This is a genomic window from Streptomyces cyaneochromogenes (assembly GCF_003963535.1).
Lineage (GTDB): Bacteria > Actinomycetota > Actinomycetes > Streptomycetales > Streptomycetaceae > Streptomyces > Streptomyces shaanxiensis.
Window position 1 is genome coordinate 5391870 of record NZ_CP034539.1, and the last position, 23010, is coordinate 5414879.

At 69.6% G+C, this 23010-nt stretch carries 19 protein-coding genes and 2 pseudogenes; 7 read left to right on the forward strand and 14 right to left on the reverse strand.

All coding sequences use genetic code 11. The annotated features are described in order from the left end of the window. Window positions 1-373: 373 nt before the first annotated feature. The 7 genes and pseudogenes from EJ357_RS24490 to EJ357_RS24515 form a co-directional block, all read right to left on the reverse strand. On the reverse strand, window positions 374-778 hold the full coding sequence (locus EJ357_RS24490; RefSeq protein WP_175647501.1) for a hypothetical protein: 405 nt from the start codon (window positions 776-778) through the stop codon (window positions 374-376). Between the two features lie 10 nt (window positions 779-788). Further along, entirely contained in the window at window positions 789-1079 is a 291-nt protein-coding gene (locus tag EJ357_RS24495) for a hypothetical protein (protein ID WP_126393694.1), read from the reverse strand. 20 nt (window positions 1080-1099) lie between these two features. Next, complete coding sequence (locus EJ357_RS24500) at window positions 1100-4891, reverse strand: ALF repeat-containing protein (protein WP_175647502.1); 3792 nt, start codon at window positions 4889-4891, stop codon at window positions 1100-1102. 390 nt (window positions 4892-5281) lie between these two features. Further along, on the reverse strand, window positions 5282-6349 hold the full coding sequence (locus EJ357_RS24505) for an ALF repeat-containing protein (RefSeq protein WP_228472576.1): 1068 nt from the start codon (window positions 6347-6349) through the stop codon (window positions 5282-5284). Window positions 6350-6500: 151 nt separating this feature from the next. Then, the gene (locus EJ357_RS24510) at window positions 6501-8129 is read right to left on the reverse strand and encodes an AbfB domain-containing protein (protein ID WP_228472577.1); all 1629 of its coding nucleotides are present in this window, start codon (window positions 8127-8129) and stop codon (window positions 6501-6503) included. A gap of 660 nt (window positions 8130-8789) precedes the next feature. Continuing rightward, window positions 8790-8897, reverse strand: a pseudogene (locus EJ357_RS50985) (transposase); the annotation flags it as partial. Window positions 8898-8914: 17 nt separating this feature from the next. Then, window positions 8915-9277 carry an integrase core domain-containing protein gene (locus EJ357_RS24515; protein ID WP_126393696.1) on the reverse strand — a complete coding sequence of 121 codons (363 nt, stop codon included), beginning with the start codon at window positions 9275-9277 and terminating at the stop codon, window positions 8915-8917. A 263-nt stretch (window positions 9278-9540) separates the two neighbouring features. Between EJ357_RS24515 and EJ357_RS49505 the strand changes: the two genes are divergently transcribed. Then, window positions 9541-12045, forward strand: a complete 2505-nt coding sequence (locus EJ357_RS49505; protein WP_228472578.1) for a hypothetical protein — start codon at window positions 9541-9543, stop codon at window positions 12043-12045. A gap of 121 nt (window positions 12046-12166) precedes the next feature. Here the strand turns inward: EJ357_RS49505 and EJ357_RS24525 are convergent, their stop codons facing one another. Next, window positions 12167-12370 carry a hypothetical protein gene (locus EJ357_RS24525; protein WP_126393697.1) on the reverse strand — a complete coding sequence of 68 codons (204 nt, stop codon included), beginning with the start codon at window positions 12368-12370 and terminating at the stop codon, window positions 12167-12169. Window positions 12371-12390: 20 nt separating this feature from the next. On the opposite strand from EJ357_RS24525, the pseudogene EJ357_RS49510 reads away from it, so the two are divergent. The 4 genes and pseudogenes from EJ357_RS49510 to EJ357_RS24550 all read left to right on the forward strand — a co-directional run. Then, window positions 12391-12597: pseudogene (locus EJ357_RS49510) on the forward strand (hypothetical protein); the annotation flags it as partial. A gap of 284 nt (window positions 12598-12881) precedes the next feature. Then, window positions 12882-13241 (forward strand): hypothetical protein, encoded by a 360-nt coding sequence (locus EJ357_RS24535; protein ID WP_126393698.1) that lies wholly within the window; start codon window positions 12882-12884, stop codon window positions 13239-13241. A gap of 261 nt (window positions 13242-13502) precedes the next feature. Then, on the forward strand, window positions 13503-14270 hold the full coding sequence (locus EJ357_RS24540) for a hypothetical protein (protein WP_126393699.1): 768 nt from the start codon (window positions 13503-13505) through the stop codon (window positions 14268-14270). A gap of 763 nt (window positions 14271-15033) precedes the next feature. Then, complete coding sequence (locus EJ357_RS24550) at window positions 15034-15489, forward strand: hypothetical protein (RefSeq protein ID WP_126393700.1); 456 nt, start codon at window positions 15034-15036, stop codon at window positions 15487-15489. A 239-nt stretch (window positions 15490-15728) separates the two neighbouring features. Here EJ357_RS24550 and EJ357_RS48425 read toward each other — a convergent pair whose 3' ends face one another. Together EJ357_RS48425 and EJ357_RS24560 are read right to left on the reverse strand one after the other, a co-directional pair. Continuing rightward, a complete protein-coding gene (locus tag EJ357_RS48425; protein WP_175647503.1) occupies window positions 15729-16091 on the reverse strand; it encodes a hypothetical protein in 363 nt (120 codons plus the stop codon). A gap of 152 nt (window positions 16092-16243) precedes the next feature. Beyond that, window positions 16244-16585: a hypothetical protein gene (locus tag EJ357_RS24560; protein WP_175647504.1), complete on the reverse strand. Its 342-nt coding sequence runs from the start codon at window positions 16583-16585 to the stop codon at window positions 16244-16246. Window positions 16586-16819: 234 nt separating this feature from the next. Between EJ357_RS24560 and EJ357_RS24565 the strand changes: the two genes are divergently transcribed. Next, window positions 16820-17386, forward strand: a complete 567-nt coding sequence (locus EJ357_RS24565) for a hypothetical protein (protein WP_126393701.1) — start codon at window positions 16820-16822, stop codon at window positions 17384-17386. A 287-nt stretch (window positions 17387-17673) separates the two neighbouring features. Continuing rightward, complete coding sequence (locus EJ357_RS24570; RefSeq protein ID WP_126393702.1) at window positions 17674-18213, forward strand: DUF6082 family protein; 540 nt, start codon at window positions 17674-17676, stop codon at window positions 18211-18213. On the opposite strand, the gene EJ357_RS24575 is transcribed toward EJ357_RS24570, so the two are convergent. From EJ357_RS24575 to EJ357_RS24590, 4 genes are read right to left on the reverse strand one after another with little or no spacing between them, the layout of a single operon-like run. Beyond that, window positions 18210-19751: an amino acid adenylation domain-containing protein gene (locus EJ357_RS24575; RefSeq protein WP_126393703.1), complete on the reverse strand. Its 1542-nt coding sequence runs from the start codon at window positions 19749-19751 to the stop codon at window positions 18210-18212. The genes EJ357_RS24570 and EJ357_RS24575 overlap by 4 nt on opposite strands. Next, window positions 19744-21384: an ABC transporter substrate-binding protein gene (locus EJ357_RS24580; RefSeq protein WP_126393704.1), complete on the reverse strand. Its 1641-nt coding sequence runs from the start codon at window positions 21382-21384 to the stop codon at window positions 19744-19746. Before EJ357_RS24580 ends, EJ357_RS24575 begins: the two co-directional genes overlap by 8 nt. Next, on the reverse strand, window positions 21381-21935 hold the full coding sequence (locus EJ357_RS24585; protein WP_175647505.1) for a flavin reductase family protein: 555 nt from the start codon (window positions 21933-21935) through the stop codon (window positions 21381-21383). The genes EJ357_RS24580 and EJ357_RS24585 overlap by 4 nt, the downstream gene beginning before the upstream one ends. Beyond that, complete coding sequence (locus EJ357_RS24590; protein WP_126393705.1) at window positions 21932-22981, reverse strand: MupA/Atu3671 family FMN-dependent luciferase-like monooxygenase; 1050 nt, start codon at window positions 22979-22981, stop codon at window positions 21932-21934. The genes EJ357_RS24585 and EJ357_RS24590 overlap by 4 nt, the downstream gene beginning before the upstream one ends. Window positions 22982-23010 lie beyond the last annotated feature (29 nt).

The window sequence follows — 23010 nt, forward strand, 5'->3', positions numbered from 1 at the left end:
GAGGTCACGCAATCAGTTGGCGCGGCTGCCATCCGGGAGAGTCGGGCCGTAGGCCCTGACGTGGCGGAGGTCCGCGCAAACCCTTCCGGGACCGCGCGAACCTCCTGTCTCCGTCGTCACCTGACCGTCGGCACCAGGCTCACCCGGGTGGTTCGGTCCTGCCGCGTTCGACGGTGTCGGTACGACGCCGGGCAGCGGGGCCATCACCCAGTGATTCGGGCGGTGAGAAGTACTGCGCAGAGCACGGCCAGGATCAGCCCGGCGCGACGCCGCCACGGCCCTTGGCCGCGCCCCCCTGGCCGGAAGTCCCACCGGACGTGCGTCCGGTGGGGCCATCCTGCGGGCGGTCGCGGCGTGGTGGAACCTCCGGGTGTCAGAGCGGACGGGCGGGAGAGATCAGGGTCAGGCATGCCCCGGTCTCCTCACCCCTCAGCTCCGGCGACGACCTCAGGAGCTTCTCCGCGAGCGGGTCGCGCACGAGCACCCGGGCCGGGACGACCGGCAGCCTCTCCCCGTCGTGGAGCACGGCCGAGTCCCAGTCGTCAGGGCCGGTTTCACCCCGCCGATCGACGATCACGGCGCGAGTCGGCACCGGAAGTCGCGTCGCCGCCGCAACAACAGCTGCCTCAACCCTGTCGGCCTGCTCCGAGGTGAGGCCATCCACCCACAGCGTCTGGATCTCGCAACCGAACCGTTCATACACGTACGTGTCAATGACGTCGACGTCCGCCGAGAGCCACCAGTCCCGGGCCCGACCGCAAGCTGTCGGACCCCTCACGCACGCGCCACTAGTCCCCGATGAAGAGCAGGTAGCCCGACCGGCGGATCGCCTGGTGGGCTTGCTCGATGACATGCCTCACCACAGGGGTCTTCTCCTCCTCTCGCAGCTCTTCGAGTTCGACGACAAGGCGCTCCAACTGGGGGGTGTTGAACATCGTCAGGTCGTACGGCGAGATGCCCCGCCGCAGGCTGTCTTCCGGCGCTCGCGTGCACAACGCGAGGAACGAATCCTCCACATCGTCACCGAACTCCTCGACGACATCCTGTGCGCGGTTCAGTCTCCGCATTCCCAGACCCATGCCGGGGTCTCCTCTCTCTTTCAGGGTGTCGGAGAAATCGGGTACATCGTCACTAGATCCCCGTGCACGCTCACCACAATGGTGAGGCAGTGGGTTTCCTGCTCTCCGCTCCGCCTGGAGGACTTGCCGAACTTCTTTTTGGGGTCAAGGCAGACGTTCTTCTCACGGTAGGAGGAACCGCCATTCGCCTGCCTCCACCCACCCTGGTCCGTCATCGCCCCGTAGAAGATGTCCTTCAGGTCCCCGAGTGTGAGGTCGGAGTTGAACAGCCCCTTGCTGTCGGAGACCATTCGGCCGCCCTCGAAGTGGTAGTCCCGCAGGTTCCTCAGCGCGATCGTGTCGAGGGCGACCTCGATGCCGTTCTCGGGGAGGTTCTGGCCAGTGGGAATGAACTCGCAGTCGTCCCAGCCATCCCAGCCGTCCCAGCCGTCAAAACCTCCCCCTCCCGAGGAGGCTGCGGCCATGAATGCCCTCGAGGCCGAATTGGACTTGGACATGGACCTGGGCTTGGGCTTGGGCTTGGTGTCGCAGAGAACGGCCTTGGCGCGCTCGATGACCTTCTGGCCCTTGTCGACGAGCTTCCTCGCCTTGGCCGACTTGTCGAGGAAGTCGTTGATGCCCCAGATGACCTTGGCGATCTTCGGGAGCTTGCCGATGAGCTTGGCGGCCTTCGCCACGGGCAGGTTGGTGACGATCGCCCACAGACAGGTCGGGATGTCGGGGTCGTCCCAGCACTCCTTGATCTCCTCGGCGGCGAGTTCGACGAGGAGATCGGCGCCGTTCTCCATCAGGTAGTCGAGCAGGTCCTTCTGCGCGAGCGCTCGGGCAGCCTCGTACTCCGCCACGCTGATGCCTGCGGCTTCGAGGGCCTTGCGCTCCGCCTCCGTCAGGTCGCCGCCGGAGACCTCCTTCTTGGACTTGGCTGCCTCTTCGCGCTCCTTGCGCTCCTGCTCGCGTTGGTACTCCTCGGCTCGTCTGGCCGCCTCGTCGGCTTCCTTGGCGTGGGTACCGGCGTTCTTGGCGGCGGTCTCGGCCGACTTGGCGTGCTCCTCGGCGGAGGTGGCCAGCTTGTCGGCGTCGGCGGCGTCCTTCTCCGCCTGCGTTGCCGCGCCCTGGGCGACGCTCGCCTCCTTCTCGGCCAGGGTGGCGGCGCTGCCCGCGGCCGCAGCCTGGTTCTCCGCGTCGGTGGCGGCTCCACGGGCGCGTTCGGCCTCGGCCTCGGCCTGGGTGGCGGCAGTACGGGCCGCCGCCGCGTCCGCGAACGCCTGGTTGGCGGCCTGGCGGGCGAGTTTCGCGTCGGCCTGTGCCTGGGCATCGGCCTCGTTGGCCCGTGCCGCCGCGGCTCGGGCCTTGGCTCCGTCCTCGGCGGCCTGGGCCGCGGACTTCATCGCGGCCACGGAGGAGCGTGCCGCGTCCGCGGAGGAACGCGCCGCTGCTGCCGCCGCCTTGAACGCGGGGCCCACCTCGGCGTTGGCACGTGCGGCGGCGGCTTCGGCCGCTTCGGCGGCCTTGACCGCCTCCGCTGCTCTGGCCTCGGCCTTGGTGACCTCCGCCTGACCCGTCGCCAGGGCGGCCTGGGCCACCTCCGCGGCGAAGTCGGCGTTCACGTCGGTGCCGGTGAACGGCGCGGTGAGCTGGATGGCGGTGTTGGCCGGGTCGGCGATACCGGCGGCGGTGGTACGGGCAGAGGTAGCGGCCTGGACGGCGATGGTGGACTGCAGGCGGGCCATCGCCGCTTCCCTGGTGGCGCCGTCGGCTTCCTCCCGGGTGCGGTTGGCCGCCTGAAGGGCCTGGTTGGCCTGGATGGCGGCCAGCCCGGCGAGGCGGGAGGCCTCGTGGGCGGCGATGCCGGTCCGGGCTTCCTGCGCGGTGGCCTCGGCCGCCTTGGCATTGGCCCGCTGCGCCGCTGCGCGCGTGGCCGCGGCCTCGGACTCCGCCTTGCTCGCCGCCGCGTTCGCCGCGAAGGCGGCGGCTTCGGCCTTGTTGGCGGCGGCGTTGGCCCGTGCGGCGTGCGCGGTGGCTTCACTGGCCGCCGCCCGCGCCCGCGCGGCCGCACCGGCAGCCTCGATGGCCGCCGAACGCGAACGCACCGCCGCCGCAGATGCCTGATCGGCGGAGCCCCGGGCCGCCCCGGCGGCCGTTCCGGCCGAGTTCGCTGCGGATCGGGCCTCGGTGGCAGCCGTGCGCGCCGTCTCGGCGTGCTCGGTGCCCTTCGCCTTGGCGGCCAGCGCTTCGGTCGCCCGGGCCCGGGCCTCTTCCGCCTTGTGGAGGCGTTCGGCCTCCACCGCCTTGTTCCTGGCGTTGCGGGCCTTGGTCTCCTCGCCCCTGGCCAGCCCGTCGGCCGTGGCGGCGATGCCCTCCTGGGTCTGCGCGGTGGCCCGCTTCTCGGCCGCAACGGCCGCGGCGGCCTGCGCGTCGGCCCGCTTGGCCGAGGCGGTCCGTGCTTCGGCCTCGGCACGCGCACGTGCCTGGGCGGCCACGTCGCGTTCCCGTTCGGCCCGCGCCCGTGCGGCAGCCGCCAGGTCGCGCTCGCGTTCGGCGATCGCCCTCTGCTCGGATGCGATCCTGGCCTGGCGCTGCGCCTCGATCCGTGCGGCGCGCGTCTTCTGGGCGTGGTCCCACGCCTGCTTCTCGGCCTGCTCGGCCTCGATCCTGGCTTGGCGGGACTTGGCCGCCGCGTCCGCCGCGATCTTCGCCTGCTTGGCCGCCGCCTCGGCGAGCCGGGCCGCAGCCTTCGCGTGCTCCTCGGCGTTCGCCCGCCACTTGGCAGCCTGCTTCGCGTGCAGCTCGGCCTGGTTCATGGAGTTCAGCCCGGCAGCGTCGGCGGCCGACGCGTCCACCGCGTGCTGTGCGGTCGCCGCCGCCTTGGCCGCCGCATCCGCCGCAGCCGCGATACCGGAGGCGACTTCGGACCACTGGACGCCGTGGGTGAGCCCCGTCTCGACCAGAACATCGGCCTGCACCTTGGCCTGGCCCGCCGCCACCTGCGCCTGCTTGGCCGCGTCCGCGGCGATACCGACCTGCCGCGCGATCTCGGTCTTGACCGGCCCGTAGTCGGACAGGCGCTTGCCGGCCCGGTCGGCGGCGAGCAGCCGGTCGGCCTCGCGGGACTGCGAGGCCGCCGAGCTCATCGCGTTCGAAGCGGTCTTGAGTGCCTTCACCGCGTTGCCGTGCGCGGCAATCAGCTTCTTACGGGCCTCGGCGGCCGTGGCCGCGTTCTCCGCCAGCTTGCGCAGCCGCTCCGCCGCCTCCAGCGCCTCCTTCTGCGCCTTCTCGTGGGCCGCCTGGTCGTCCGCGTCCTTGCGCGCGGCGACCGTGTATCCCTTCTCCAGGAACTCGGCGATCACCTTGTCGTCACCCGTGGCCAAGGCGGCCTGTGCGGCCCGCTTCACCTCCGGACCGCCGACCCCGACGAGCATCTCGACCCTCTTGCGGTTCTCCGCCGCGCGTTCCTTGTCGTTCTGCTCCGTGGCCTTGTCCCGCTGCCGCGCGATCTCGGCGCCGAACGCCAGGAAGTCGGCCCGGTCGCGGGCGGTGCCCTTCAGGACCCGCTCGACCTCCGCGTTGAAGAACGGGCCGCCCGTGCCGCGCAACGCCTCGATCTGGCGGCGGCCCGCGACATCGGCCGCGTCCCGCTTGTCCTTGGCGCGCTGTCGTGCCTCGGTCTCACCACGCTCCAGGAAATCCCGGATCGCATGCGGATCCGTACTTTCCAACGCCTTCCTGGCGGCCTCGCGGACTTCCTCCTCCTCGTCGAACTCCGCGAAATCCTCGACCAATTGCCGGTCGTGTTCCGCATTGATGTCGTCCAACGCGGAACGTGCCGGGGGCGCGACGGCCTCCGATTTCGGCAACCCGGCCAGTACCCGCGCAGGTGCGACCGTGTCACCCGGCCTCGGCGGGGTCACAGCACCGGCTTCCCCGGCCACAGCGCCGAGAATGACCACCGCCATGACGGTTGACACGACCTTGCCCATCAGGCCTGGCGCGCGGCCGCGTATCCGCCCGGCTCGAGTCCTGGGTCTTCCCCCCACAAAAACTCCCTCAATGAATCGATCGGTAGATCGGGACAAGAAGCCGGCAACAGAAGACCGGCCGAAGAACCCCCCTGCCCTCGATGCGCGGGCAGGGGGGAACAGGCCGGCGCCATGGCCGCGGACCCGGCGGTACGCAACCGGCGGAGTGCACCGGCCCGTGTGGCGTCAGCCCTTGACGCGGTTCTCGCTGTCGCGGGCCCGGTCGGCCATGTCCTTCCAGAACGAGGCCGTCAGGCCGGCCTCCGTCTGCTCCTTGGCCCAGTCGTCCTGCCGGGCCTCGGCCGGCGCTGCGATCTTCTGCCAGAGGCCGTCCGCGCTCTCCTTGGCCAGCCGGGCGATGTTCTGCCAGTTCCCCGCCTGCGCCATGGCCGCATCCTGCTCGGCCAGCCACGAGTTCCGCGCACCGTCCGCGTGCTCGGCCACCGCATGCCAGGCCCGCTCGGCCTCCGCACGCGCCTGCGCCGCGTCCGCCGACGACTTCAACGCCTCTTCGGCGGCCACCGCCTGCGCGACCAGCAACGACAGCACGTGGTGGCGCCGGACCTCCGCGTCCGCCACTCGAAGCCGGTAGGCCTCCACATCCAATGCGGCACCGGTCGCCCAGCCGTAGCCGAAGAACTCCTCGACGTCCGCATCCGTGGAGCCGGGCCGCAGCGCCCACCGCGCCGCCACCCGCACCTGCTCACCCGGGTCGTCCTCCGCGAGCGCCCGCACGAAGGCACGGTCTTGCTCAGCGACCTCCAGACGGTGCTTCGCATCAGCCTCCCGCATCGTGCGGTCACGCTGCTGCGCCTCGGCGTAGCCGGTTTTCACGAACGCTGCCCGGTCGGCATCCGTACCCTTCAATGCCCGCTCCGCGGCCGACCGCACCTCCGGGGAAAACCCCACCGGATGCGTGGCCACCACCCGCTCGCAGAACGCCCGGTTGCGTGACCGCGCATCACGCAGCCGCTGCTTCGCTCCGTCGTAACCGCCCCCGGGGGCCAGCCACTCCGTGATCGCCGCGTCGCCCCGCGTACTGCGCAGCGCGTTCCACGCCGAGGTACGGATCTCCGCGGGCAGGCCCGACTTGGCCAGCCGCAGTACCCGTGCCCGCGCCTCGTCCGCCGCGGCGGCCACCGCCGCCGAGGCCGGGCCGGCCGGATCGGCGGCCACCACAGCGTGCGCCCGCGCGGGTGCCGCGCCCACGGACACGCCGCCAGCGGTCAGCACGGCGACCGCCAACGCGGCCACGGCCCACCTCTGAGGTCTCACGCCGCGACCGGCGGAATCTGCCACCACTTCTGCCCTCTTCCCTCTCCTGCCGCTACGTGCGGTTACCTGGCCGCGCGCGGTCGCGTGGCCCGACGCTGCCACGCCGGGCCGCCGTCCTCCCGATGCCCCGTCAGGGAGCCAGCGGTGCGGAGACGCGCCAGCCCGCGAGGCGGGCCTTCTTGGGCTCCCCTTCCTCACCGCCGGGCAGGGGGAACGCGAAGGTGTGATGGGCGTAGACGTCCTTCGCCGTGGGCGCGAGCCAGTTCACTCCACTGCCGGCGGTCTGGGTGAAGGACACGAGGCCGAGAGTCGTGGACGTCAGGGGGGTCGGGCGAGTGCACCACGTGGCGCTCTTCCGGAAGGCGGCACTGCGGTCGTCCGCGGCGATCTCCACCCGCAGACCGTTCGCCTCGGCCTTGCCGCTCCTGATGTAGTGGCCCGGCTTGCGCACGGACTCGAAGGAGTAGCAGCCGGGCTGGCTCGCGAGCGAGGGCACGACGACCCAGGTGGCGTCCTCGCGGTCGGCCAGGGCGCTGGTGGACTTGAGCGAACCGTTGAGGAGGATCTTCCCGCGGTCGCCGCTGGACTGGCGCGCGTACTCGAGGTCTCCCCATGCCTTCAGGGACTGGCGCTTGAGCCGGTACTGGGTGTCCGCCTTCAGGAACAGCGCGACGTCGTCGTCGCTGCCGGCCAGAGCCTTCTTGGCCGCCGCGACCAAGTTGGGGTTGACGCCGCCGTTCTGCGCGGCGGCCTGTATCTGCAGGGCGAGCTTGCGGTTCGCCTCTGCGAGCTTCTTGCGCCGGTTCTCGTCGTCACGCTTGTACGCGGCGTCGGCGCCGGTGTGGATGTACGCCTTCCACACGGCCGGGTCGGAGCTGAGGGTGGCGCGCTGCCCTTCGGCGTACAGCTCGGTGCCGTGCAAGTCGGCGGCGGCCAGGCGTAGTAGCTCGCGGATGAAGTTGTCGTCGCTCAGCGCGAGCATGGCCTCGGAGGGCGTGATACGGAACAGGGCCGCGGCATTCTTGCGGGCGGCCAGTTCCTTGCGGCGTTCGGCCTCCTTGCGGTCCTGCTCCGCGAGGTCCTCCAGTTCCTTGGCCACGTCCCGCTTGTGGGCCTCGCGGGCGCCGTTGACGATGAACTCCCGCCAGTCCGCCGGCTCACCGAGCAGTGCCTGCAGTGCCGCGGCGCGTACCTCGGGGCCGGACGCCTCGTGCTTGGCGACGGCTCGGATGAAATTGTCGTCGCTGAGAGCCAGCAGTTCCGGGGTGCTGGGGATGCCGATGGTGAGCAGTACCTGGGACTTGGCCAGCCGCGCCGCCCGCTCGGCCTCGGCCTTCTCCCGCTCGCGCTGCTGGTCGAGCTTGTACGCCTCGTGGACGCCGGACACGATGAACTGCACGTGGTCCTCGGCGGACGTGCTGGCCATCGCCTGCTCGGCGGCGGTGCGCACCGCGTCCAGCTTCTCGCCCGCGTCGCCGGCCTTCTGCCACAGAGCGTGGATGAAGTCGTAGTCGCTGAGCAGGAGTACATCGGACGTCGGATCGAGACGGACCACGGCCGCGGCCTCGACGCGCTGGGCGTCGGTCGTCCCGATGCCCGCCGCTCGGGCCACGACGTCCGATGCCTCAACGGCGCGAGCGCTTTCGGCGACTGCTCCCGGTGCGATTGCGCCGGTGACGGCCGTGAGGGCGGTGGCGGTCACGAGGCCGCGCGTCACGATCCGCCGCATGCGTGCGGAAGCGAGGTGCTTGGTGTTCACGTGGGTGAAGACCTTTCTGCCGCTGCGTATCGGCGGCTCGACAGAAGAAAGGTAGAGACAGGAGAAAGGCAGAGACAGGAGAAAGGCAGAGACAGGTGGAGGTGCTGCCGACGCTCTGCCGGCGGCAGGCACGCGAAAGCAGGCGTCAGACGGGTGTGCGGCGCGCGGTCATCGCGGTACTCACCCTCGTACGCCGCCGGAGGTGAATATCGGTGATCCGGAACGCGAAGTCGTGCAGGCTACGGGACCTGACGGTCCTGCCCGAACCGATGAATGTGATGAAGAAGGCGAATGGAAATGGTCACCCGGAGGAATTCCGAAGTGTCACAGGACAAGGCACTTGCTTGCCGCGCCATGGCTCGAAGATGAACTCGGCAGCACAGCAGCACAGACGTCCGCCATGACAATGACGGAATACACAGGCCTACGCCTCACGATTTCCCCCGCTACTGCAAATGAAATACCTGGGGGCGCCCGGTCCGTCGAAGCATCACTGCCCCGTCGGTCCCCTCCGGAACGCAGCCCGGTCATGCTGGTCATCAGGACCCTAACCCACGTTTACCGAGCCACGCAATGATTTCCCTGCCGTGCGTATATGGTCGGCCGGCGGCGACTACCGGTAGTTCGTCACTGAACTTCAACTCGGGTTGTCGCAGTGGGTTATGCGGGGTGCAGAGTGAGCCCGGTTTCTGCGAGACAGCCGTCGAGGAGGGCAGGGCGGTGCTGGATCCTGCGGAGCCCTCGGCGAACGGTGCGGATGAACCGTTCCGGGTTCGGTAGAGATCTCAGATGTTGGCTGTGATCTGGGAGTTCGTGGTTGCTCGGTGGAAGTTGGCTTCGTATTCGACGGGCGGAACGTGCCCTATCTCACTGTGGAGACGGCGGTGGTTGTACCAGTCGACCCACTCGGCAGTGGCGAGCTCGACGTGCGACAGCGTCTTCCATGGCCGCTGCGGCTTGATGACTTCAGCCTTGAACAGGATCGATCGCGACCCGGCATCGGAGTGGTGCCGACAGCGACGCGGACCAGCTGACGATGCGGCGGGAGAAGGTGTCCACGATGAAGCGACATGGACGACGCCCGCCCAGGCGGCGACGTGCGTGAAGTCGGCGACCCAGATGACCTTCTTACCGAGCGCTGGCCACATCCGACACCAGCTGATCGCCGAGGTCGGGCACGGTCCGGCTCATCGGCTGCAGATCCGTAGAACTGGCAGGCCGGCGGCGTGTCGGTGCACATGACAATCAAGCTGGCGATCGCGGGAAAGCGCCTTAAAGTGAGCTGATCGTCACCTGTGACAGATGTGCCGGGGACGGTCTCAGGGGATATGGCCAGGGGGGTCAATTGATGTCTGTTTTTCGCACGGGACTCGTTCGAAGACGTGCTGCGGCGGGGCTGTGCGGAGCGGCGTTGGCCGCCTCGCTGCTGCTTGCGCCCGCGGCGACGGCGTCGGGCGACGGACCGGCCACGGTGGGGGCGGTTTCGTCGGTGGAGGACGAGGTGCTCCGCATCGGGCGCAGCGTCGAGATGGGGGACGACGAGAGCGTCGAGCTCATCGACGGACGAGATGTCCGGGTGACGGCCGACGGGGCAGGGGCCGGGCAGGCAACCCGTTACTCGGTCGCGTCGGTGCAAGGCACCGTGTCCGTGCGACCGACCGGGAAGTCCGCCGCTCACCGCACGGCCGCGAAGCTTCCGTTGACGGCGCGAACCAAAGCCACACAGAGCGTCGCCACTACGGCGAACGCCGCCGCGTCAACGTACTCGGTCAAACTGAGCATCACGAACGCCGACGTCCGGTCCAAGTTGTTCTATGTCTGGGACCGCCGGACCTGGACGCCGTACGCCGTCGACAGCGACACCGCCGGCGGCTCGTCGATCGTGAAGCTGCCGCCGGGTGACTACTTCTCGGTCGCGCTGCACAGCGACTGGCAGGAGCCGAGCTATCTGCTCTCCCGTGCCTTCTCGGTCGGTTCGGCCGCCAAGACGGTCACCTTCGATGAGCGCGCGGCCAAGGAGACCGCGATCCGCACCGACGACACCACCGCTACCCGGCACGCATCCGCCGTGTGGATCAGCGTCCCGGGCGGCGATCTGGCGGGCTTTGCCGGCTCGGGGGCCGACAAGGTGTACGTCACTCCGTTCTCGGTGAGCGGCGTTTCGCTGCGCCTGCACGAGGTGCTCGGCAAGAAGGGCGCCTCGGCGAGCGTGCCGAGCCCCTTCCGCTACGACCTCACGCACAGCTTCACCACCACCGTGCCCGCCTCGCCCATCAAGACGGTCCGTGCGTCCTCCCTGGCGAAGAGCGTCACGAAGGTGGCCGCCCCGGGCACGCGGACGACTGCCTTTCTGCAGAGCGTCCCTTCGTTCGGCGAGTGGACGGGCGTCTACATCGGCGCCGCGGTGCCCGTTGGCGGTTCGGTCACCGAGTACGCCACCCCGGGTATCACCTACAGCCGACTGCTGTCCTACGGCACCGGCGAACTGAGCCTGGACCTCCCGGACCGCACGTCTGTCGCCGGTACCGGTGCCGGCGAGACCCTGGGCGCGGCCCCGCTGCAGCCACTGCGCGAGGAGCGGGGCGGTTCGGAGCGGAACTTCGGGAAGATCCGGCTGTACGAGCCGAATGCATTCGGTGACGCGGTCGGCCACGCGGGAACCGACAGCCGCGCGACGTACTCGTACAAGCTCACCTCCTCCGACGGCGTCACTTACGCCCAAGCCGACGGCCTCCACGCGTTCGACGCGCTGACGTCGTCCAGCTTGCCGTCGTTCGAGAGGACGTACACCCTCGACCAGACCGTCCACCGCCGTGTCCCGTACTCGCGGCTGTCCACGGACGTACGCAACGAGTGGACGTTCCGCTCGGAATACGAGGAGGGTCAGGAACTCCCGCTGATCGACGCCCGGTTGAACGTTCCGGGACTCGACGGCTTCGGCCGGGCGGCCGCTGGAACGGTTCGGGTCCAGGCGAGCGCGATCACCCGCAACACGGATGCGGCGGAGGCGAACACCAGGATCACGGGGCTCGCCTACTCCACGGACGACGGCACGACGTGGACGGACCTGGCCGTTGCGTCGGACGGCTCGGCGGGTCTCGACGTTCCCGTCACCGCCTCCTTCGTCTCGCTGCGCGTGACCGCCGCCGACGACCAGGGCGGCAGCCTTCGCCGCACCATCACGCGGGCGTTCGCGGGCCCGGCGCCGCACGGCGACGAGACAGTGGGAGCGACCCGCATCTCGAACGTCACGGTCAACGCAGGCAAGCCGGTAGAGCTGACCGACGAGCCGCTGCAGGACTTCAAGGCGAAGTTCACCGCAACCGCCCCGTCCGGGATCGCGAGCGGAGACATGTACCTCTACAAGGGTTCGTACGACACCCCTGACGCCGTCCTCTACGGAACCTGGCCGGCCGCCTGCACCAAGGTCAACGCAACCACCTCCACCTGCGAGGCGCACTTCGCCTACATCCACCCGCGCTGGAGCCTCGGCCGCAACTCCTTCGCCGGCACCTGGAAGTTGGCTGCCTGGGCCGAGTCCGCGGACGGTACGGGCCACGTAGACCTGCACGCCGCCAAGTCGGCGCCCATACTGCGTGACGCGACGCTGACCGCCAACGCGGCTCCCGAGCCGGTGACCAAGGGCAAGACCCTCACCATCACCGGCAAGCTCTCCCGCGCGGACTGGGAGACGCTCGGCGGCCACCATGGCTACGCCGGTCAGAAGGCGAAGCTCCAGTTCCGCAAGAAGGGGACGTCCACGTACACGACCCTGAAGACGATCACCACCGACAGCTCCGGAAACCTGAAGACCACAGCGAAGGCGACGACGGACGGCTACTGGCGTTACACCTTCGCCGGCACGTCCACCACCGCGCCCGCCACCGCCGCGGGCGACTACGTCGACGTCCGCTGACCTCGCCTACCTCGCCGGGTCCCGTCCGTGGAGCCAGGACCCGGCGAGCCTCACCCGGGTCCCGCCCGACAGCGAGCACAACATCCACGACATCGCCTGAGGCGCTTCCGCCGTGCCTGCGTCAGGCGAAGGTGGCGATCAGGGAGAGCGCGGAAGTCAGCAGGGACACGAGTCCTGGGATGCCGTCGCGCTTGGCCAGGATCTGTTCCAGCATGGTCCTCGCGGCTGAGCGGCCGCCGGTGTCGTCGAGGTGTTGCTGGGCGGTGAGGTCGAGAAGGACGACACACTGCTGGTAGTCGTTGACGCGTCCTTGCTCGGCGGCCAATTCCCGTCGGATGCGGTCGAGCAGTGCTCAAGGAGACCATGGTTCGTGCCGGGCAGTCCTCGGAGAAAGCCGCGCTGATCTATCAGCACTCAGACGACGAGCGGCAAGAGGAGGTCGCCGCCGGGCTGGACGCCACGGTCCGGAGGGCTCTGACCTGGGCCTTAATCATGGAGCGGGTGACGAGAATCGAACTCGCGCTCTCGGCTTGGGAAGCTGCGGGCATTTGAGGCTGGTTCGGGCACTGACCTGGACGAACGGCTGTGATGCAGCTTCGTCGGGCCCGGTTGCTTTCACCGTGGTTCCCCGCTGTTCCCCGCTGGATCTGGTGCGCTTGTGGTGCGGCCGTGGGGGTACACCACGGCCGCAACCTCCTGGTCCGTAGCTCTAGCCGGATCGGTCAGTGACGGCCACACCGGCCCATGGGCGGGCCCGGAGGGACGCTACCGTAGGGGCCGGTTGTTGGGGTTGCGGTACCTGGTTGCTGTACCGCGAGGTCCAATCGGGGGTGACCATGGAACGGCATGTGCTGGAATCGCTGTTGGCTGGTGATGACGAGGCGTCCGTGAAAGCTCTGGCCACCCTCCGCAGCGGTGCCACCTACTGGGTGGGAGATGGGGCACAACCTGCAGGCCAGCATGTCGGAGTCTTCAAGCGTCGTCTTCGGCGCATGCGCATGCACGGAGTCGAACCACTTGGGCTGGAACGAGCAGTGCAACTCATCCGCGAACATGGCCGGCCCGTGCGCACAGGGATGATCGATTCTGCCGACCGGACATGGACCACCCTGCTCTTTCTCACCGAGGATGGCAGCGCACTAGTGGCCTGCGCCGGCTGGCCGCCGCCGCTGGTTGTCAGAGAGCCACCGCTTTAGGAGTTCGATCAGCGCTCGACTCTGCCGTGGAGTCGAGTGGTGGTGTCAGCCGTAGCAGCCCGCGCAGACCTGCTGCCGTCCGGCACTGTTGATGTCACTCGTGGATGTCAGCCTGGGCTTCGCACCTGCTTCACCGTTGCTGTTGGGTCATCACGCTCCGCACCTGTCCCGGGGCGGCCGACCACAGGCCCGCGTCACCCGGTAACGTGGCGATCTTCGGTCGGCGGAAGCCGTACGGAGTCCTCGAAGGCCGGGCACATCATGCATCTCGCCGACCATCCGGCACGCCACCGCCTCAGCACCGCCCTGAGCAATCTCGCCGTCACCTTCCGCGGCATGACCGCGCATCCGGACGAGAACAACTGTGAATGCCACTGGGGCAGTGCGGAGGAGCTCTCCCTTCTGAAGACGCCGGACGTGGAGCTGGAGCCCGATCTCCTGCGCCGGACGTGGCAGGCCACCGACTGGACTGATCACGCGGCCGTGCTGCGCCGCATCCTGCCGCAGTTCGCCCCGGTCCTGGTCGCCGGTCGCGCGGACCCCCTGTTCGGCCTGGAAGAGGCCGGGTATTCCTTCGCCCGCGGCCGCTGGCAGGAGTGGCCCGACCATGGCGCCGGTTCGGTACGCGAGTTTCTGCATGCCTGGTGGGAGGACAGCCTCACCGATCCGGATGCGGTCGTCCCGGCGCATCAGGTCTTCGTGATGTGTGCCGAGGCATCCGGATCGGTAGGACCCTGGCTTGCCGAATGGGAGAAGCAGACCGGGTACCTCAGCGACCAACGTCTCGCCGAGGCGGCGGCGGAATGGGAGTACGAACTCCTGGGAGACAGCCTGCCGTGGAGCGTCGGCTGGTACGAGCACGACAAGGAGGAGATGCGCGCCGACCTGGTCGCCTGGCTCCTCGGTCACGCTGCGGTGCGGCTCCGCGAGTCGGGCGCATCGGCGGAGCTGCAGCACCGGATACGGCTGCTCGGACTCGCCGACGAGGACCGCTGGACGGATCCGCACTGGCCAGGCCACCGCTACTGACGACGAGCGGGCGCGACGGCTCCCGTGGCTGCACGCCCGGTTCCGACGCGACCTCGGCGCCGGGCCGCGCCATGGCTGAGCTGCAGAAAACGGCTGGCCACGGCGGACGGGCCACACGAGATGCTGCCGCTGCTGGAGGAGGAGCTGATGCGACGGCTGTGCGAGACCGCTGGCCTGGGGCTGGTCCGCCGGCGAGCAGCGTCATCGCGGCGACCAGCGGGGCGGTGGCGATCGGCGACCTGAGCGTGGCGGCCGGTGTCAGCAGCACTCTTCTGACACAGCGGTTCAAGGAGCTCATAGGCGTGACGCCGAAACGGCTGGCCCGCACCTACCGCTTCGCCGCCACCGTGTTCGCGATCAACCAGGCCTACTTCGGCCACGAGTTCCGGGCGTTCACCGGGCTCGCGCCCGACCCGGCACGTCCAAACAGCAACCCCCGGGCCTCTGGCCTGGGGGTTTCGCGTGGAGCGGGTGACGAGAATCGAACTCGCGCTCTCAGCTTGGGAAGCTTGGGTCTTCTGGGTGCCACTACCGTACTGACCTGCGGTGGAACTGTGCTCCACCACCTGGCGGTACGCGGTGGATTCCCCGTTGTTCCCCCTGAGCCCCCGCAGGTTCTGGCATGCGAACGGAACGCTGCTTGCCCTCGTCGTCGCGGATGCTGGGCCTTGGAGGGCCAACAGACGGCTCACCAAAAGGTCGGGCGCGCTCAGGTGTCATGATCTTCTGCCACTCCCGATGCAGACGTGGCAGGCTCCAAATCATGAGTGAGTGGGGAATTGCGTTGATCGCTGCGGGATCAGCGGTCGCGGGCAGCATTGCGACAGGATGGTTCACTCGCAGCGCAGGTGTGCGTCAAGCTCAGGCGGCCAAGCATGCTGGTGATCGCCAGGCTGATGCGCTCATAACTACCGTGCAAGCGACGCTGAATGACCAACGAAACGCGAGAACCCGAGACCAACACAGGGAGATCTACGCTCAGTTCATCGAGTGCGCACAGAGACTCGAGCTAGCCCCGAGCAGGAATCCAGACGACCTGGCCCCGCTGGCCCATGCAATGGTCATGGTGCGACTGGAAGGGCCTGAACCAGTGGTCCAAGCGGCAACCGCGTACTTTTCCAAACTGGCCGACGTCCTTTCCGGCGACGAGGACCGCGATTCGCTCGCCAGAGTGCGCAACCACTTCTATGCGGCTGCGAGGGACGCGCTGGCACGCTAGGCACGTGAGCAATGCGTCACCAGTAAGCGCAGCCAGGGTGGGGCACCTGGATGCTGGCGCCCCAGCTTGGAAGATCGCGTATGCGTACCCCACCTGACCTGCCAAGTTGATGAACTGCGGGTTCTCGGGCCGTTCGCCGGGACTCCCCGTTGTTCCCCGTCTGCTGCTCCTTCGCCGGGCACGTAGGGGGCACGGTGTCACTCGTTCATAGTCCTGCCGAAGGCGCCTCAGAAAGCCGCTCAGGGCCTCGCGGTCCGCAAGCGCTCGTTAGGTGCCAGTGGGAGGGGCACGCGCTCGTCTCCCCAGTCATCGAGCCTGAGCCTGACTTGGAAGTTGTGCTCCGCATGATCGACGACGCTCCCACTGATCGCGAACCCCAGTGGGGGAGGGACAGTTCCAGACGGTGAACCAAAGATCTCTGCCAGCCCCACTGCGTCCGGGACCCCGTCGATCTCTACGAACACGCCGAAGGGCTGTCGGCCGATGACCTTGCCCGTAACGGCGGTGCCAACTGGCAGGGCGGCCACCGTTGCCGACCAGGCACGTCGTATGTCCTCAGGCGTCGGATCACCCACGCCGTTTGGCCACGTGTACTCCGTCATGCGCGGCATCCTCCGGCGATCGTGAGAATCTGTGGCCTCATCCTTATCAGGTCGATCCTTAGGCGCGATCTGCGTCGGTCAACCCGTCCCGGCTCTGGGCTCCTAGGCCGCCAAGGTTCGGCGTTGGCCGCCCCGGTTCGTGCTTGTTGGTGTCAGGCGTTGGCGTCAGGAGAAACCGAGGGCTTGACAGGCCGCTGCAAGAACGCTCCGGGAATCTGCCGGTCGTGACGCTGGTGTCCACACTGCAGGCGGGTGCCAGACGCATCAATGACCTGAGACTCCGAAACGACTCTGTTGGGGTCACCGCTTTCGTAGAGCCACACGCTCATCAGCTCGGCCGCAATGGTCACCGCGAACTGGACGTTGGTACCGTCGCTGACCGGTGAGACGGTGACCGCCTCACCTGGCTCAAGCCAGAAGTCCTCACCGTACGGCTCGACGAAGAGGCGCAGCGGGACGCTCCCCGCATTCTCAACCGGCAGACGTCCGTGCACTGGATCACCCCCAGTCCGCACCTTAGCGGCCGGACACCCACCCTCACCCACCACTCACCCCAGCTCCCAAAGTTGTAACTCAGTCGGAGGCGTGGGGCTGTGTGTCTCGGTTGATGCTTGACGCAGTGGCTTCACCTCATGCTTGACACCGCTTGCCTCGCCTTGTCTGAGCGCCTGGATCCACGGGGATGATGGGATCGCCGCCGTGGCGACCGTGCATGGCAGGATTCCCGGGTGACTGACTTGCCGCGCTCCGTCGAGACTGTGTCGACGGTGTCGACCGATGCTGGAATGCTTGCTCTGTGGGACCCTCAGTGCTTCACCGGAATCGTCGACTACGACACGTGGGACCCGCAGCTCGGCGAGGACGAGGACGTTGAACGCCACATCCGTAGTGGTGCTCTGGTCCCCATCAACATCCGAAGCGATGGCGCCTTCGGGGTCCTGGTCCGCATAGGTGTCTCCGGTCGGCCTGCACAGCTGACAGAGCGGGAGCACAGGCACCGCCTGGTCACTTCGGATGCCTACCTCCTCCATTCGCAGGGACAGGTGTGGCTCAGCGGTATTGAGGCCGTGGGTGCTGACGCCTGGTCCGACACCGTGCAGTTCGATCTACCTGTGGGTCGATACTCCGTGGTGATCCACTTGATCGCCTGGGAAGACGAAGAGAGCAGCGTCAACACGGACGGAACTCCCTCCGAGACTGCTCTCTCCGACTTCGTCGCCCTCATCAACCCCGCCGGGTCGGGGCAGGACCATTTCCGCTCAGCAGTGGAAACCTTCGACCGGCCGGAGGGTTGACCACCAAGGGCTGACGCCGGATATCACCCGCCGCCAGCCCGGGGACCTTCAACTGAGGCTAAGGGCTGTCCCGTAATCGATCTTCAGTCGGTGTGACGGCGGTCCTCCGGCGGGCGACGGTGATCTTGTGCAGGCGAACGATGCCGAGCATGACGGCTGCACGTAGGCTGCCGCTGGCTCGGCCTAGTCACTGGGACAGGCTCGCCTGGGGGGTGATTTACCTGATAGCTCGTCATCGGTCTGGAGCTGCAGTATCAGTGGCTCGCCGGGTTGGCAGAGCCCTGGGGGTGGTCGCCGCTGCGGCGGCCGTGCTGGCGGCGCTGCTGTTGTCGCCTTTCGTGCTGGAGGACGTCTCTGGCTCCAAGGGGGTGGACTGGAACAGGCTGAGTCAGGTCGGCGCGGCGTACGGCTTCACGTCGGCGATCGTCTCGGCGCTCGCGTTGGCCGGCATCGCTGCTTCGCTGGTTGTTCAGAACCGCCAGGCCAGGGCGGAGCAGGTCCAGGGGATCCGCAGTTACTACCTTGAGCTGGTCCGGCTGGAACTGGACGACATGGCGCTCTACCAGCCGGTTTGGGGCGCCACGGACATCGCCGATCCCCATGAGCGCAAGCGGCATGTCTATGCCGATCTGATGATGAACGGCTGCGGCACGCCTGGGGTGTGCACGCTGTGTGGGTGGCGCGGGCGGGGTCGGGGCCTCCGCTGGTCCACCAAGGACACAGGAGAAGGGGGGGGGCTCCCGGCATCACTGCCGCGAGCCCCCCTTTTTGGTCTGCTCCCTTTGGTCTGTCCCGCTAGGCGTCGAGCGCCACCCCCCCGTCCTTAGCCGTGGGCAGACAGGATCCGCCCGACCGCGCGGCGGTCGATCTTCCGGTTGGCGTTCAGGGGGAACGCGTCGAGGTGTGTGAAGCCGCGCGGGAGCATGTAGACGGGCAGGCGGTCGGCCAGGTGGGCGCGCAGGGCCAGAGGGTCCTGGGGGGTGCCGGTGTAGGCCGCGGACAGGGCCTGTTCGGCGTCTCCTGGCGTCGGTACGACGGCCACGACCGCCTCGGCGACTCCCTCCACCGTGCGCAGGGCGGCTTCGATGTCGCCGAGCTCGACACGGTGGCCGCGGATCTTCACCTGCTGGTCGAGCCGGCCGAGGTGCAGCAGCGCGCCGTCCGCGCCCCGGCGGACCCGGTCGCCGGTGCGGTAGTACAGGTCGGCGCCGGGCGGCTGACGGTCCTCGTACACCGTTGCCCGGCCGCCGTCGAAGCGGACGAACCGGCCGAGGTTCTCGGCGGGGTCGAGGTAGCCGGGGAAGCGCTGCGGGCCGCGCAGGCACAGCTCGCCCTCCTCTGCCTCCCGGCCGTCGTCGTCCAGGACGAGGGCGTCGAGATGTGGATACGGCGTGCCGATGGGGACCGTGCCGTTGGCGGTGACCGGCCAGTCGGCGGGGTCGGCGGGCAGCCGGTACTGGGTGCAGGAGACGGTGACCTCGGTGGGGCCGTAGAGGTTCTCCACCACACTGCCGGGGGCCGCCTGCCGCCAGGCGGCGGCCTGTTCCAGGGTGAGCGGTTCGCCGCCGAACAGCGTCCAGCGCAGCCCGGGCATGCCATCGGGTTCGAGGTCGCGCAGCCGCCTGGCGTAGGTGATCACCGACGGGACGGAGAACCAGTGGGTGACGCGGTTCTCGCGGATGAAGCGGGCGGGACGGACGAGGTCGGAGCGGGCGGGTACGACGAGAGCCGCACCGGTGCTCCACGCCGTGAACATGTCCCAGGCCGTCGGGTCGAAGGTGAGGTCGAAGGTCTGGGAGACACGGCTTTCGGGGCCGATGGCGTAGCGGTCCGTGGCGTGGTCGAGCACGGCCGCCACGTTGCGCTGGAGCACCGGGACGCCCTTGGGGGTGCCGGTGGAGCCGGAGGTGAAGACGATGTACGCGACCGCGTCGGGGCGCGGCTCGTACGGCGGCAGGTCCGAAACCGGGTCCCCGTTGTCTGCGGTGAACGGCAGGACGGGGCAGCGGAAGTCCGCGTGGTCCGCCGCCTCCGGTTCGGCGAGCACCGCGTCCAGGCCGGCCGCCCGCGCGATCGAGGTGAGTCGGGCCGGGGCGACCTCAGGGCCCAGCGGTACGGCCGCCGCGCCCAGCCGCTGGGCGGCCAGGTAGGAGGCGTACGCGGCGACGCTCCGGTTGGCCAGCACGCCGACGCGCTCCGGGCGCCGCCCGCCGAGAGCGCCCAGCACCCTGGCGGCGGTGTGCTCGGCGAGGCGGCGCAGTTCCGCGTAGGACAGGACCCGGCCACCGGTCTCCAGTGCGGTCAGCCCGGGGTGGGCATCGGCGGACGCGGCGAACCGTTCGTAGAGAGTGCGCTCGTCAGCCACGGCCGGTGTCCTCCGATACCGGTGCCAGGGGCGTCACGTACGCGTCGTAGTACACCGGCGTGCCGAGGAACGACGAGGTGAACACCCCGCCCACCCGTGGGCCGCGCACCGCCAGGTAGACGTAGGCGAAGACCGGCACCAGGGGGACGTGACGCGTCGTCAGCGTCTCGTCCAGGGCCGCCCATTCGGTGGCGGCGCGGTCTGCGGGCAGCGCGGAGATCCGGGCGATCTCGGCGTTGACCTCCGGGTCGTCGAGGTAGGTGTAGTTCGCGTTCCCGGTGGGGCGCAGGGAGCGGCCGTCGAAGCCGGTGAGCAGGGTGGAGGCACCGGGCCAGTCGGCGGCCTGGCACATCAGGTAGAGGTCGTGGTCGTGGCCGCGGGTGAGGACCACCGTGTTGTGGCTGGGCCGCTCGATCTCCACCACCTCGACGGCGAAGCCCGCTGCCCGCAGGGAGCGGGCGACGTCGCGGGCCCCGGCCGTGAAGTACGCGCCGTCGCGGCTGAGCAGCCGCAGGGTACGGCCGTCCCAGTCGTCCGGCAGACCGCGCGGACCGCCCGCGTGCGGATCGGGGTAGGGGCGGTGGCCGATGGTGGCGGGGGAGAGGACGGTGTGGGTGATCTCGCCCTGGGTGGTGCCCGCCATCGCACCGAGGATCGCCTCCTTGTCGAGGGCGCGGGCGATCTCCCGGCGCACCTCGACGTCCGTCACCCGGGCCGTGTTGATCGCCAGGTACCAGACGAGCGGGGTGCGGTCGCGGTGCAGCCGGGCGCCGAGCGCGGTGTCCGCCAGCAGCTGCTCGGCGACCTCCTCGGGCGCGTTGTTCTCGGCGACGGCGAAGGCGTCCGGACCCTCACCGGCGTGGGCGCGCCGGTTCTGGGCGGCCGCGTCGACGCCGAGTTCGATCTCGATCCGGTCCGGGTGGTCGTGCCGTACGGCGTCGGTGGCCGGGTCCCAGTGCGGGTTGCGTTCGAGGACCAGCCGCTCTCCGGGCACCCGCTCCGTGATGCGGTACGGCCCCGAGGCGAGCGGTGCCTTGCCGTACGTCTCGCCGGTGTCGGCGTCGCGCGGGACCGGCACGGTGGTCACCAGGGCGGCGGCGAACGGCAGGTCGGGGCGCGGCTCGGGGAAGCGGAACACCAGAGTGCGCGCGTCCCGCACCTCCAGGCCCGGCACCTCGTCGGTGCCGTCGGTGAAGGGGCCCGCGTAGGGGCCGTTCGCGCCCAGCCAGTCCTGGAGGTGGTGGGGGCCGCCGGCGAGGCTCTCCTCGAAGGAGCGGGCGATGCCGTGGGCCACGTCGGCGGCGGTGATCTCCCGGCCGTCCTCGTAGGCCAGGCCCGCTTTCAGGGTGAACTCCCAGGTACGGCCGTCGCCGTCGACGTCCCTGCCGGGATGCTCGGCGAGGTCGCCGACCAGTCGCCAGCCGCCCTCCCCGTCCTCGGCGAACATCGTCAGGGTGCGGAAGAGGAGGTGGCCGAGCGCGGTGGCCTGGAGGGTCTGGATGCGCTGCGGGTCCAGGTGGTCGTGGTCGCCGTCGCGCAGGACGCGCAGGGTGCCGCCGCGAACGGCGCCCGGCACGGGGCGGGCGGGGCCCCGCGAGTCGCGCGGGTCCCAGGCGATGGATGCCTTGCTCATGTTCGTGCTCCGATTCGTGCCCCGGGGGGTCCGGAGGGGCTGAAGGAGGTGTCGGGGGCGGTGAAGGAGCCGTCGACGAAGACCAGGGGCCGCTCCCCGGTGAGCGGGCCGAAGTCCTCGACGCGGCCGATGACGAGGGTGTGGTCGCCGGCCGGGTGGGCGTCCCGTACCGAGCAGTCGAACCAGCCGACGCCGTCCGGCAGCACGGGGCAGCCGGTGGCCGGGCCCGCCGTCCAGTCGTCGGCGGCGAAGGCGGCGGCGCCCACGGGCCGAGCGGGGTCGGCGAACCGGCGGGCCGTACCGGTCTGTCGGTCACTGAGCACGGTCACCGCGAACCGGCCCGAGCGCAGCACGCGGTCGTGCCCCCGGGCGCCGAGCCCGATGCCGACGGCGACCAGCAGCGGATCGAGGGAGACCGTCATGAACGCGTTCGCCGTCATGCCGTACGGCTCGCCGTCCGAGACCGTGGTCACCACGGTCACCCCGGTCGGGAACCGGCCCGCCGTGCGCCGGAACAGCGCGGTGCGGCCGTCGGCGGCGGATGCCGTCACGAAGACGCCTCGCGGAGGGCGTTGAGGTGCTCCAGGCCGGTGAGCACCGCGTCCTTGGCCACTCCGAAGTCGATCAGGCAGGCCAGTTCGTCGACTCCGGCGGCGCGTGCCCGCTCCACCACCGCCGACGCCTGCGCCACCGTGCCGAACAACCCGCTGGTGTTGTAGTAGGTGTCGAAGGAGCGCCGTACCAGGAAGTCGATGTCGGACTCGCGCAGCTTGTCGGGGTCGAAGCCGGAGAAGACGCTGCCGGCCGAGCGGGCGATGAGCCCGAAGGAGCTCTTCAAGTACCCGGTGAACGGCTCCCGGACCGTCTCCTTGACCTGTTCCGGGTCCTCGCCGACGTAGGTGTGCAGCATCAGCGCCACATGGCCGGGCCCGCCGTCGTGGCCGGGTCGTTCGGCGAGCGCCTTCCGGTACAGGGTGATCTTCTCGGCGAGCTGGTCGAAGTCCTGGCCCAGAAGGTGGGTGAGCACCCCGGCGCCCGCCGCGCCGGCCGCACGAAACGTCTCCGGGCCGCCCGCGCTGGTCACCCAGACCGGCAGTTCGGGCTGGACGGGCGGCGGGAAGACGCGCACCTCGGCCGGGTTGCCGGCGCCGTCGGTGACCGCGAGGGGCTCGCCTCGCCACAGGGCCCGCACCTGCTCCACGGCGTCGATGACGGCGGTCTTGCGGGCCGCGTAGCCCTCGGGGCGCAGCGCGAAGTCGACGGCGTTCCAGCCGGAGGCCAGCGACAGGCCGGCCCGGCCCCCGGACAGGTTGTCGACGACCGACCACTCCTCGGCGATGCGCAGCGGGTGGTGCAGCGGGGCGACCACGCTGCCCGCGCGGATCGCGACGCGCTCGGTGACGGTGGCGACGGCGGCGCCGGTCACCGACGGGTTCGGGTAGAGCCCGCCGAAGGGGTGGAAGTGGCGCTCGGGGGTCCACACGGCCGAAAAGCCGTGTGTGTCGGCGTACTTGGCGCCTTCGAGCAGCAGGTCGTAGCGGCCGCCGCCGCTCTCGCCGGTGCTGCCGTCGGCGAAGTAGAAGAGACTGAAGTCCATCTCGTGGCCTCTCGGTACGGGTGGTCGGT

Coding starts and splice junctions, on each gene's coding strand:
- EJ357_RS24515 (WP_126393696.1), bottom strand. CDS start 9,277: ATGTGGCCAGCGCTCGGTAAGAAGGTCATCTGGGTCGCCGACTTCACG.
- EJ357_RS24550 (WP_126393700.1), top strand. CDS start 15,034: ATGAGTGAGTGGGGAATTGCGTTGATCGCTGCGGGATCAGCGGTCGCG.
- EJ357_RS48425 (WP_175647503.1), bottom strand. CDS start 16,091: ATGACGGAGTACACGTGGCCAAACGGCGTGGGTGATCCGACGCCTGAG.
- EJ357_RS24580 (WP_126393704.1), bottom strand. CDS start 21,384: ATGAGCAAGGCATCCATCGCCTGGGACCCGCGCGACTCGCGGGGCCCC.
- EJ357_RS24535 (WP_126393698.1), top strand. CDS start 12,882: ATGGAACGGCATGTGCTGGAATCGCTGTTGGCTGGTGATGACGAGGCG.
- EJ357_RS24590 (WP_126393705.1), bottom strand. CDS start 22,981: ATGGACTTCAGTCTCTTCTACTTCGCCGACGGCAGCACCGGCGAGAGC.
- EJ357_RS24495 (WP_126393694.1), bottom strand. CDS start 1,079: ATGGGTCTGGGAATGCGGAGACTGAACCGCGCACAGGATGTCGTCGAG.
- EJ357_RS24540 (WP_126393699.1), top strand. CDS start 13,503: ATGCATCTCGCCGACCATCCGGCACGCCACCGCCTCAGCACCGCCCTG.